Below are 11,328 nucleotides of genomic sequence, written 5' to 3'. Positions count from 1 at the left end.
CTCACTGTTCGAACCCACCGGTGGTGGTCTCCTCGCTCGCCCTCAACTCAACGTTTCAAGAGTAGATCTTGCCTCTCATGATCTTGGCACAGAGGGCAAGACTGAGGCCTGGCCGACCTTCACCGTCGAACTTCCCTCCGGCGGCGTTCTCCTGGTCGTGTACCGGACAGAGTCGATGGTTCGGGCCTGGCCTGCGCTGGGCGGAGTTGCGTGGCATCGTCGAAGGCGCGTTGCCGAACCGGTTGGCGGCGGCGCACCGGCTGTTGCTGCTGATGCCTTTCATGGGTGATGCGGCTGCCGGCAACGAAGCGATGCATTGGCTGGCCCAGGCGCTGGAGCTGGTCAGCGGGAGAGATCGACGGTCGGCTGAGGTACGGGACCTTGCCGAGATCATGCTCGAGAATCTTCCGGCGCCGGAGTGGAGTGTGCGGAACGGGGTGTGGGCGAACGACGGCGAATACTGCGAGCGAGGTCCGGGAGGGGAGTATCGACGCCATCCATGGTCTGTGGAGCGGCTTCGCCGCGTCGATGTGGCGTTGGCGCCGCCCGTCAAAGCCATCGCCGGAGGCGCCCGCCGGTAACTCTGCGCCCGCACTCGAGGATCGCGGGTTCTGTCAGAGCGATTCTCCTGGGATTTCGGGACTATGCGGTGAACGCGGCGAACATGTCGACGAGCGACTGCGGGGCGTTGTCGTCGAAGATCACGGCCAGGCTTTCTGCGGATTCTCGCGCTACCGTCTCGCTGCGGGTGAAGAGCTCTTTTTCGTACGCGGCAAAAGCGGTTTCGATGTCGCCCGGATCAGCGGCTATGGCTTTGCCGAGTTCGGAACCGTCGAACATGGCCAGGTTCGCGCCCTCGCCGGCGAACGGGGACATCACGTGCGCGGCGTCGCCGATCAAAGTCACGCCGGGAATCCGGTCCCAGCGGTGCCCGGTCGGCAGGGCGTTGATGGTTCGCGGGATCAGCACACTGTCCGCTTCGGTGATCAGCGACTGGAGCGGCGGCGCCCAGTCGGCGAATTCCGTCAGCAGGACCGCCTTGCCGGCGTCCGTGTCGGTCCAGTCGACGCTGCGCAGCCATTGTTCCGGTTTCCGCAGCGCGATGTAGATGTGCAGACTGCCGTCGGTCTCCTTGTGCGCCAGGAAACCGCGGCCCGGCGCGAGCGCGAACAGCATGCCCCCGCCCACGACCGCGGCCGGCTCCGGACGGGCATCGGTGTGGTCGACCTCGATGAAAGATATTCCGGTGTACGCCGGAAGCACACTCGAGACCAGCGGCCGGATCCGCGACCACGCGCCGTCGGCACCGATCAGCACGTCCGTGGTGACGCTCGCCCCGTCTGCGAAGCAGAGCTCATGCCGGCCGTCGCCGAGCGGTGCCGCACCGGTGACTTTGCGGCCCCATACGATCGTGTCGTCCGGCAGCGCGTCGAGCAGGATCCGGCGCAGCTGGCCGCGGTCGACTTCCGGCCGGTCGCCGGCGCTCTGCTCGTCCGATTCCTCCAGCAGGACGGTGTTGTGCCGGTCCAGGATGCGCATCGCCTGCCCGCCCGGATGGATGATCGCCTGGAACTGGTCGAACAGTCCGGCGTCCCGCAGCGCGACCTGCCCGTTGTAGTGGTGGATGTCGAGCATCCCGCCCTGCGTCCGGGCGTCCGGTGATGCCTCCAGCTCGTAGACGGTCGCAGCAATACCGTGAACGTGCAGGACCCGGGCCAGGGTCAGTCCACCCAGCCCGGCTCCGACAATGGTGATCATTGGTACGGCCATGCCGTCCATGGTCGCAACAAATCTGCTCGTCAGGGAGCAGAAGCGAGCTGCTGGGGAATGGGGTGCAGGGCGTGGAACGGTTCGTGGAGTCCGGTGCGGTGCGGATCTGGACTGAGCGGGCCGGTGATCCGGGGTGCCCCGCCGTGCTGCTGATCGCCGGGTCGGCTGCTCAAGGGGTCAGCTGGCCGGATGCGCTGGTCGGCGGGCTCGTCGCGCGGGGTGTGCAGGTGATCCGGTTTGATCATCGGGATACCGGGCGGTCGAGTGTGGTGGATTTCGACGCTGACCCGTACACGATCGGGGTCATGGCTCGTGATTGTCTGGCCGTGCTGGACGGGCACGGGATCGCGTCGGCCCACGTGGTCGGGGCTTCGCTGGGTGGGGTCCTCGCGCAGTGGCTGGCGGTGCACGCGCCCGCGCGGGTCCGGTCGCTGACCTTGCTCGCCAGCACCCCGATGGGTTCGCGCCGGGACGGTCTGCCGCCGCCGGCGCCGGAGTTCCTGGCGCATCTGGCTGCGGGGCTGCCGCCGGGGGTGGAGTCCGACGTGGCGCTGTTCCGGGTGTTCAACGGGGCGGTGCGGCCGTTCGACGAGCCGGCCGCGCGGGCGATGCTCGAGCTGGCCCGGTCGCGGGCTGGTGATCCGGCGGCGGCCGCCCACCACGACCGGGCCGCGTGGCGCGCCGACCCGAGTGTGGACGCCCCGCTGTCGTCGATCGTCGCGCCGACGACCATTCTGCACGGCGATCAGGATCCGGTGTTCTCGCTGGGGCACGGGACCGCGCTTGCCGCCGCGATCCCGGGTGCGGTGATTCACGTCGTACCCGGAATGGGTCATGTCCTGACTTCTCCTGGTTTGCCGGAGGAGATTGCCGGACTGATTCGGCTGTAGCCCGCTCTGCGCGTCAAGGTAAGCTTGACACATGCAAGATGAGTTGACAGATTCTATGCGGGCGCTGCGCACGCGGATGGATGCCTTCCTCGCGGCGCGCGTCCTCACGCAGGATGCCGACTGGACCGACGCGGTGAAGCGTGCCGTGCTGATCCAGTCGGCCGCCGATGACGTCGTGCGGACGGTGGTGCAGCAGGCCCGTCAGCACGGCGCGACGTGGCAGGTCGTCGGGGATGCGCTCGGCGTCAGCCGGCAGGCGGCATTCCAGCGTTACGGCAAACCGATCGATCCCAGGACAGGGGAAACGATGAGCACCACACCACTACCCGGCGCCGGCGAACTGGCCGCCGCGGTGATCAGCGATCTGGTGGCCGGCCGGTGGGCGCAGATCACCGCCCAGTTCGACCCGACGATGCGCGACGGCCTGTCGGAGGATGCGCTCGCCGCCGCGTGGGCGCAGATCACCGGCCTATCCGGGGCGTTCGAGGGGCACGGCGAGACGCAGGTCGCCCGGGCCGGCGACGTGACGGTCACGAACACGCCGCTCGCGCTGGAGGCCGGCGACTACACGGCACGGGTGGCGTTCCGTGACGACCGGACCATCGCCGGCCTGCACATTCTCGAGACGCCGCCGTCATGATGCGGTCCCTCGCCGTCTTCCTCACCGTCGCGTTCGGGCTCTCCTGGCTCCTCGCGCTTCCGCTCTGGCTCGGTGACGGGCTCGCCGAGCCGTGGTTCCCGGTGGTGGCGATCGCCGTCATGATGACGCCCGCGATCGCTGCCCTGGTGGTCGAACGGTCACCGCACAAGGTGGTGGCGCTCGGGCTGTGGCCGTTACGGCCGGTCCGCAGACTGCTCGGCTACGCGGTGCTCGGCATCGTCGTGTCGATCGCGCTGGTGCTGGTGGCGCTGCCGGTCGGCGCGCTGCTCGGGGTCTATCCGGCCGATTTTGTGAACTTCTCGGCGTTCCAGCTGGTCCTCGACGAGCAGCCGGCCGACATTTCGCTGTCGACCGGCGCGCTCGTCGCCCTCCAGCTCGCCACCCTGCCGCTGGCCGCGGTCATCAACCTGGTGCCGACGCTCGGCGAGGAGCTCGGCTGGCGGGGCTGGCTGCTGCCGAGACTGATGCCGCTGGGCACCCTGCCCGCGATCCTGATCTCCGGCGTGATCTGGGGCCTGTGGCACGCCCCGCTGATCCTGCTCGGCTACAACTACCCGGATGCGCCGGGCTGGCTCGGGCTGCTGACGATGGTCGGCATGTGCACCCTGGTCGGGGCGGTCTTCGGGTGGCTGCGGCTGCGGGCCGAGTCGGTCTGGCCCGCAGCCCTCGCGCACGCCGCGTTCAACGGCGCGGGCGGCACCTACCTGCTGTTCGCCCAGGCCGGCGAGCAGGTTGACACGACCCAGGCGACGATCCTCGGCTGGAGCGGATGGATCGTGCCGCTGCTGCTGGTGGCGGTTCTCATCGCCACCGGGCAGTTCGCGGCGCCCGCAAAATCCCAGGAGAATCCTTCTGAGAGAACGGCGGAACTCAGGCGGGGCGGCCGAACACCTGCACTTCCGCAAGGTTGAGTTCCTGTGGCACTGGGGTCGCCAGCCACACCCGGACGTAACGTCCCCGGGCCGGGATCGTGATCGAGGTGGGGCGCCCGGCCTGCTCGGTCTCGTGCACGCCCGCCACACCGGGGGCAGCGAGGGCCTCGGCCAGCGTCGGCGGGAACGGGTCGGCGGACACCAGGACGTGATAGTCGCGGACCCGTTCGGCGCAGCAGTCCACCCGGTTGTGGACGGCCACCGTCTCGATGTCACTCGCAGTGCCCAGGTCCACCTGCCACCAGGGCTGGGCCTCGGCGCCGGAGGTGGTGGAGAAGTCGAAGACGTTGCCGTTCACCGACGCCGCGGCCGGATAGTCGGCGGAGTAGTCGGAGATCTGGGTGGCCGCCTTGCCCTGGGAGAGGTTCTGCAGCGGGGGCAGGCCCAGGAAAGTGTCGTGTGCGGCGCGGACCCGGTCGAGGAACGCGTCCAGGACGCCGTCGCCGATCTGCACCGCGCCTTCGATGCGGTTCTCGCCGGGCACCGACCGGATCCGGCGGGCCTGCTGTTCCAGGGCGTTCATCTCGGTGCGGGCCGCGGCGGCCGCGGGCGCGTCCCCGGCCTCGATCGCGGACAGGACGGCCAGGCCACGGTCGGCGGCGCGGCCCCACAGGGCGGTGGCGTCCAGCCAGTGCGCCGTGTCGTCGAGGAACGCCGCGTCCGTCACCGTGGAGCGGATCACGGCGGGGGCCGCGGCGATCTGCCGCACGTACCCGGCGAGTTTTCGCAGCGCGGCCGGGTCGTCAGGGTGGGCCGCCCAGAACGTGGCCAGGCGCGCGGCGAGGGCCGGTGCCTGGGGCTGCCACGGGTCCGATCCGAACGTCGGCGCCAGGTGGTTGAGATCGAAGAACGTCAGCAGCGCGGGTACGCCGGAAGCGTCCCCACCAGCCAGGACGCTCGCAACCTGCCGCCAGCTGATGTCACGGTCGTAGGCACGGTCGTTCCAGGAGAAGTCGGCCATCGTGAACAGGACGACCTTGCTCGCGGCGGCCTGGTTCATCGGGTTCGCGACGATGCCCGCCACGTGGCCGGCGAGTCCGGGCTCGCGTTTGTCGTAGGGTGCGAGCAGGAGCCGGCCGGCGGACTGGGCGTAGTCGTTGACCGGGTAGTTGTCCCAGACGAACACGTCCCGGCCGAACAGCGCGGACGCCCGCGACGCCTGGTCGACGGTGATGCTCGGCGGCACGACGTCGGTGCCGGTCCACATCACCAGGACCGCCGGGTCCAGCGTCGACCGGATCTCCTGCTTGTAGGCGGTGTCGGTCAGGTCGCCGTACTCGGTCGGGACCATCTGCAACGGCCGCACCCCGGGATGCGAGGCCACAAAATTCTGTTGTACGTCGTTGAGCAGGTCCACCTGGGCGCGGGCGGCGGCGCCGGCTCCGGGTGCGCCGTACGTGTCCTGGTCGGCGGTGCAGTTCCACCGGGTGTAGCTGATGTCGTCGAGCGGGATCGAGAAGTCCCGGACGCCGATGTCGTACATCGCCTGGAGTTTGCCGGTCAGCGCCGCCCGGTCGGCGGTGCTGGAGTAGCAGATCGTCGTGCCGGGTGACACCGCGAACGTGAACCGGACGTGGTGGGCGGTGGCGGCGTCGACCAGTTCCCGCAGTTCGGCGAGTTTGCCGGCCGGATAGGGTTCGCGCCACCGGTCCCGGTGATAGGGATCGTCCTTCGGTGCGTACACATAGGAGTTGGTCTTGATCGTGCCGTAGAAGGCGAGTTGGTCCAGGCGCTCCGCGTGGGTCCACGGTGAGCCGTAGAAACCTTCGATCGCGCCGCGCAACGCCATCGCGGGGTGGTCGCTGACCGCGACGCCCGCGAGGGTACGGCCGGGGCGGAACAGCTGGCGCAGGGTCTGCACCGCGTAGTACTGCCCGGCCGGGTCGACGCCGCCGAGGGTGACCTGGTGTTTCTCGGCGCGTAGTGCGTAGCCTTCGGCGGTGCTGGGGATGGTGGTGCCGGCCAGGCGGCGGGCGATGTCGGGGCGGTCGGCCGGGCCCAGGCGCACGGTCAGGGGCGCGTGGGCCGTGACGGCGATGCCCTGCTGGTCCAGCAGGGCGCGCAGCAGATCGGCGGCGGCCGGGTCGGTGGCGTCGGTGGTTATCAGCTCGACCCGGCCGGGCAGGGGGATGTCCGGGCCGATCCGTTCGATCTTCTGCGGGGTGGGGGAGACGAGCGGCAGGGCGCGGGGCCCGGCGTGGGCCGGGCCCGGCACACCCGCGCTGAGGAGCAGGAACACGGCTAGGAACAGGGATGGCCGTCGCATCGCTTCAACCTACATCGACGAAGGTCGTTTCAAAGTGCGGAAGACCGTCCGGACCAGGGTGTCGAGGGCCTGCGGGAAGAACTCGGCCGGGTCGTGCGGGGCGTCGCCCATGGTCAGGCCCGCGGTGAGGATCGTGGAGCCGTCCGGGCTGCTGTACATCAGCGCGCCGTAGCCGCCGGGCGCGCCGCCGTTGTGGTGGTAGACGAGGCCACCGTCGTCGCCGAGGTCCTGGACGAAGATGCCCAGGCCGTAGTCGATCGGGCCGCCGGGCTTGCGCATCTCGGCCAGCAGGTGCTCCGGCAGCAGCCGGCCGCTGTTCAGGGCGGCGAAGAAGATCTGCAGGTCACGGGTGGTGGTGATGGCGCCGCCCGCGCCGAGCAGCATGGACAGGTTCTGCCGGGAGACGTCGGCGATCGTCCACTCGTCGCCGTCCTGGTAGCGGTAGTAGCCGACGGCGTGCGGGTCGGGCAGGTCGGTGACTTCGCCGTCGAGGACGGTGTCGTGCAGGCCGAGCGGCTCCAGGATCCGCCGGTGCATCTGCTCGCCGTAGGTGCCGTCGCCGACGGCGGCGATCAGCAGCGTGGCCAGGGTGTAGTTGGTGTTCGAGTAGCTCCAGTCGGCGCCGGGGGAGAACCGGGCCTCGTGCGACAGGGCCAGCTCCACCAGTTCCTGCGCGGTGTAGGAACGCAGCCGGTTCTCCACCCAGTCCTTGCCGGTGGCCGGGATGCCCGCCACGATCGTGCCGTCCGGCAGGTATTCGCCGGTGTAGTTGAACAGGCCGCTGGTGTGCTGCAGCAGCATCCGCGGGGTGATCCGCGCGTCGAGTTTCAGGTCCGGCAGGTGCCCGGCGATCGGGCCGTCCAGTTCGAGCCTGCCGTCGGCGATCAGCTGCAGGACCAGGGTGGCGGTGAAGGTCTTGGCGACGCTGCCCGCCCAGAACCGGCCGTCGACCGGTGGCGCCTCGGTCGCGCCGAGTTCGCGGATGCCGGAGCTGCCGGTCCACTCCTCGTGGCCGTGGCGGACGCGCAGCTGCAGTCCGCCGAATCCGGCGGCGACGAAGGTGTCCGCGGCGGCCTGGAAGTCGTGCATGGTGTGCTCCTTCGATCTGTTGTTTCTGACACCGGAAACGCTACGTTGCTTTCCGATTTTCAAGAACAGCGAAGTCGCGTAATGCCAGAGAAATACCAGCTCAGAGGAGTGCAATCATTGCAATGGCGCTGAATCTAACGCAACTGCACACCCCTTTTCGTTGCAATGGAACAAAGGTGAACGCTACAGTGTGGACGCTCGACGATCACGGAGGAGACCGCGATGCCCGGAGGCCGACTCACCCCGCAGGAACGCCAGCAGATCAGTCAGGGGCTGGGTGAGGGACTCGCCTACGCGGAGATCGCCCGGCGACTCGACCGGCCCACGTCGACGGTCACCCGGGAGGTCATGCGCAACGGGGGTCCCGGGGCGTACAAGGCCGACCTGGCCCAGCACGCCACCGGGCACCGGGCGCGCGGGCGCCGCAAAGCCGTCACCGGGCGGCCCGGGGTGCCGGCCCAGGCGCACGGGCGCGATGCGGTCGCCGTCAACGCGTACGAGGAGGTCCTCGCCGACGTCTTCGTCCAGTCCGGGCTGCCGGCGATGACGGCCCGCACGCTGACCGCGCTCTACACCACCGACAGCGGCAGCCTCACCGCCCCCGAGCTGGTGGCGCGCCTGCAGGTCAGCCCGGCGTCGATCTCCAAGGCGATCACGCTGCTGGAGGGCCAGGGCCTGATCCGGCGGGAACGCGACGAGCGCCGCCGGGAACGCTACGTGGTCGACGACGACGTGATGTACCAGTCGATGATGGCGAGCGCCCGCTCGACCGCCCGCCTCGCCGAGATCGCCCAGCAGGGAGTGGGGGTGCTGGGCGCCGACACCCCGGCGGCGGACCGGCTGCGCAACATCGCCCGGTTCGTCGATTTCGTCTCGGAGAGCATCGTGCGGGCCGCGGACCAGGCCCGCGAGATCCTGCACGGCACCAAGGGCCGGCCGCAGCCGGTCTCCGGCGAGTGAAAGCCACATAACGGTCACATCACCCGTACTCTCAAGGTGGGGAGAGAGAAGGGTGCGCTCGTGAAGCAAGCTGTGTCGCCGTCCGCGGAGCAGGTCAAGGCCGGGAGCGCGGTGTACGGCCGCGGCGTGCTGGCCATCTACGACGTGTGGGTGCTCGGCATCGTCTGCCCGCTGGTCTGGCACTGTTCCCGCGCCCGGATGCTGGAGCAGTACGACCGCCACGTCGGCAACCGGCACCTCGACCTCGGCCCGGGCAGCGGCTTCTACCTGGACCACTGCACGTTCCCGACGGACCGGCCGGAGCTGACCCTCGTCGACCTCAACGACGAGGTGCTGCGCAAGACGGCCGGGCGGCTGCGCCGGTACCGGCCGGCCGCGCTGCGCCGCGACGTGCTGCAACCGCTGAACCTGGGTGACGCCCGGTTCGACTCGGTCGGCATGAACTTCCTGCTGCACTGCATTCCGGGCGGGTTCGCGCACAAGGGCGCCGTCTTCGACAACGTCGTGCCGTACGTGACGAAGGGCGGCCGGATCTTCGGGTCGACCGTGCTGTCCCACGGTGTCGAACACGGCCGGCTCGCCCCGGCGAAGCTGACGATCCTGAACGCGACCAAGGTGATGAGCAACCGGGAGGACTCCCTGGCAGGCCTGGACGAGGCGCTCTCGTCCCGGTTCGAGCGCTACCGGATCGAGGTCCGCGGGTCGGTCGCGATGTTCGAGATCACCGTGAACTGACACGAAGAAAGGGGGACCCGGCCGGGTCCCCCTTTCTTCTCTGTCGCCTACTTCTTGCGCAGTTTCTGCACCAGGGTCACCACCGCGATCACCACAGCGCCGGCGATCACACCCAGGATCGCGCTGAAGATCGTGTTGACCAGCCAGCCGACCACCCCGCCGAGAGCGCCGGTCGCGTCGTGCGCGGCCTCCTCCACGTGGTGCACCATGCTGTACAGGGCGTGCAACCCGAGCTCGTCCGTGCCGACCAGCAGGATGTGCCCGCCGACCCACAGCATCGCCGCGGTGCCCACCACGGTCAGCACGGTGAGCACCTTCGGCATCGCCTTGACCAGTCCACGGCCGAACGCCGCTACCCCCCTACCAGGCAGCGCCGCCAGTCGCAGGCCGGCGTCGTCCATCTTCACGATCAGGCCGACCGCCCCGTACACCAGCACGGTCATCACCACGGCCACGATCGCGAGGATCACCAGACGCGACCAGAAACCCTCGTCGACGACCTCGTTCAGCGAGATGACCATGATCTCGGCGGAGAGGATCAGGTCGGTGCGGACCGCGCCGTTGATCAGGGTCTTCTCGTCCTTGAACCCGTCGTCGTCGCCGTGCGACTCGTGATGGGCGATCTTCGCCCACACCTTCTCGGTGCCTTCGAAGCAGAGGTAGAGCCCGCCGATCATCAGCAGCGGCGTCAGCGCCCAGGGCAGGAACTCACTGAGCAGCAAGATCACCGGGAGGATGATCAGGAACTTGTTGCGCAGCGAGCCCAGGGCGATCCGCTTGACGATCGGCAACTCCCGCTCCGCGGCGAGCCCGCGAACATATTGCGGAGTGACCGCGGCGTCGTCGATGACCACGCCGGCGGCCTTCGTGCCGGCCTTCGCGGCGGCGAGTCCCACATCGTCGAGGGACGAGGCGGCGGCCCGGGCCAAAACCGCCACGTCGTCGAGCAGTGCGGCCAGTCCAGCACTCAAGAGAGGTCCTTCCGATCGGTTCCTGCCGGGGATTTACCCACCAGCGTCGGTGAACACGCTATCGGAGTTGCGAACGGGGCTCTGTTACGGCTGGAGAAACCGTCAAGCAGCACCTTCCCGGCAGGAAACCCCCAGAAGGGCGAGGGAAAGGGAAAGTAGGAAATCCCACGAGGCCGAAGATGGACCATGCGTACGCCGATAGGCCCCCGGCACGGAAGAACACACTGTCGTCACGGAAGGCGGAGGGAGGCGTATGCCGAACAAGGAGTCACCGACGCTGGCCTCCTCCCACGACGGGGAGTGGTGGGGTCAGTTCGAGACCGCGACCGGCCAGTTCGACGCCGCCATCCTGACCACCGGCCTGACCGAGATGATGCTGCCGAAGATCCTGGCCCGGCTGCTGCAGCGGGAAGCCGACATCGCCGCGGACATGGCCATCGCCTACCACAACAAGCCGGGCAGCGACGCGTTGCAGGACCGGCACGAGAAAGCCGGCGAGCGCCTGCGCGAGACCATCGACCGGCTGCGCTCCCGCGACGTCGACCCGGACACGCTGATCGAGGCGGAGGCGGTCTGGCTGGTCATCGACGGCCAGTATGCGGCCGCCGCGGCCGCCGCGGAGCCCTGGCTGGGCACGCTGCCGCTGCTGCGGGTGTTCGTGTCCGCGCTGCGGATGGAACACCTGGACATCAACGTCACCGCGCAGCTGCTGAACTCGGGCGCCACCCCGGCCGAGGCCATCCACGTCGGGAAGATCATCGGCAAGTACGGGTGGTGGCCGGACTGGATGCGCGAACTCGTACTCGAACGCGCGATGGCCGACACCCTCGACGACGCGCTGATCGCGGCGCTGGACCTGTGCGCGTTCGCCACGCTGCGCCCCACCCAGGCGCGGCTGGCCCGGTCACTGCTGCGCGGCGATCAGGCGGCGACGAACCGGGCGGTGCGCACCCTGCAGGCGATCGGGGAGACCGCGACGGCCGAGCGGCTACGCGACGGGGACCTGACCGCCGTCGCCTTCGCGGCACGGTTCGCCTCTGTCTGACGGCTTTCG

Annotated in this window: 11 protein-coding genes; 7 read left to right on the top strand and 4 right to left on the bottom strand. The window is 69.3% G+C overall.

The window, feature by feature from the left end; translation table 11 throughout:
• The first annotated feature begins 206 nt into the window (after nucleotides 1-206).
• Nucleotides 207-581, top strand: coding sequence for a hypothetical protein (locus tag WH85_RS50830; protein WP_157411304.1), 375 nt, complete (start codon nucleotides 207-209; stop codon nucleotides 579-581).
• Nucleotides 582-642: 61 nt separating this feature from the next.
• Here WH85_RS50830 and WH85_RS30570 read toward each other — a convergent pair whose 3' ends face one another.
• On the bottom strand, nucleotides 643-1,770 hold the full coding sequence (locus WH85_RS30570) for an FAD-dependent oxidoreductase (RefSeq protein ID WP_045745516.1): 1,128 nt from the start codon (nucleotides 1,768-1,770) through the stop codon (nucleotides 643-645).
• A 71-nt stretch (nucleotides 1,771-1,841) separates the two neighbouring features.
• Here WH85_RS30570 and WH85_RS30565 point away from each other — a divergent pair, with 71 nt between their 5' ends.
• From WH85_RS30565 to WH85_RS30555, 3 genes are read left to right on the top strand one after another with little or no spacing between them, the layout of a single operon-like run.
• Nucleotides 1,842-2,660 carry an alpha/beta fold hydrolase gene (locus WH85_RS30565; RefSeq protein WP_245674154.1) on the top strand — a complete coding sequence of 273 codons (819 nt, stop codon included), beginning with the start codon at nucleotides 1,842-1,844 and terminating at the stop codon, nucleotides 2,658-2,660.
• A gap of 31 nt (nucleotides 2,661-2,691) precedes the next feature.
• Nucleotides 2,692-3,300, top strand: a complete 609-nt coding sequence (locus tag WH85_RS30560; protein ID WP_211275493.1) for a DUF3887 domain-containing protein — start codon at nucleotides 2,692-2,694, stop codon at nucleotides 3,298-3,300.
• Entirely contained in the window at nucleotides 3,297-4,232 is a 936-nt protein-coding gene (locus WH85_RS30555) for a CPBP family intramembrane glutamic endopeptidase (RefSeq protein WP_045745502.1), read from the top strand. The genes WH85_RS30560 and WH85_RS30555 overlap by 4 nt, the downstream gene beginning before the upstream one ends.
• Here WH85_RS30555 and WH85_RS30550 read toward each other — a convergent pair.
• Together WH85_RS30550 and WH85_RS30545 are read right to left on the bottom strand one after the other, a co-directional pair.
• A complete protein-coding gene (locus WH85_RS30550) occupies nucleotides 4,192-6,519 on the bottom strand; it encodes a glycoside hydrolase family 84 protein (protein ID WP_045745501.1) in 2,328 nt (775 codons plus the stop codon). The genes WH85_RS30555 and WH85_RS30550 overlap by 41 nt on opposite strands.
• Nucleotides 6,520-6,528: 9 nt before the next feature.
• Entirely contained in the window at nucleotides 6,529-7,608 is a 1,080-nt protein-coding gene (locus WH85_RS30545; protein ID WP_045745500.1) for a serine hydrolase domain-containing protein, read from the bottom strand.
• Between the two features lie 222 nt (nucleotides 7,609-7,830).
• Here WH85_RS30545 and WH85_RS30540 point away from each other — a divergent pair, with 222 nt between their 5' ends.
• Nucleotides 7,831-8,568 carry a helix-turn-helix domain-containing protein gene (locus tag WH85_RS30540; RefSeq protein WP_045745499.1) on the top strand — a complete coding sequence of 246 codons (738 nt, stop codon included), beginning with the start codon at nucleotides 7,831-7,833 and terminating at the stop codon, nucleotides 8,566-8,568.
• 60 nt (nucleotides 8,569-8,628) lie between these two features.
• Nucleotides 8,629-9,303 carry a class I SAM-dependent methyltransferase gene (locus WH85_RS30535; RefSeq protein ID WP_211275492.1) on the top strand — a complete coding sequence of 225 codons (675 nt, stop codon included), beginning with the start codon at nucleotides 8,629-8,631 and terminating at the stop codon, nucleotides 9,301-9,303.
• Between the two features lie 47 nt (nucleotides 9,304-9,350).
• Here WH85_RS30535 and WH85_RS30530 read toward each other — a convergent pair whose 3' ends face one another.
• Entirely contained in the window at nucleotides 9,351-10,274 is a 924-nt protein-coding gene (locus tag WH85_RS30530) for a DUF808 domain-containing protein (RefSeq protein ID WP_045745498.1), read from the bottom strand.
• A 253-nt stretch (nucleotides 10,275-10,527) separates the two neighbouring features.
• On the opposite strand from WH85_RS30530, the gene WH85_RS30525 reads away from it, so the two are divergent.
• Nucleotides 10,528-11,319 (top strand): hypothetical protein, encoded by a 792-nt coding sequence (locus WH85_RS30525; RefSeq protein ID WP_045745497.1) that lies wholly within the window; start codon nucleotides 10,528-10,530, stop codon nucleotides 11,317-11,319.
• The last annotated feature ends 9 nt before the right edge of the window (nucleotides 11,320-11,328 follow it).

The organism is Actinoplanes rectilineatus, assembly GCF_000962825.1.
Lineage (GTDB): Bacteria > Actinomycetota > Actinomycetes > Mycobacteriales > Micromonosporaceae > Actinoplanes > Actinoplanes rectilineatus.
This window is presented reverse-complemented; position numbering and strand designations above follow the sequence as displayed.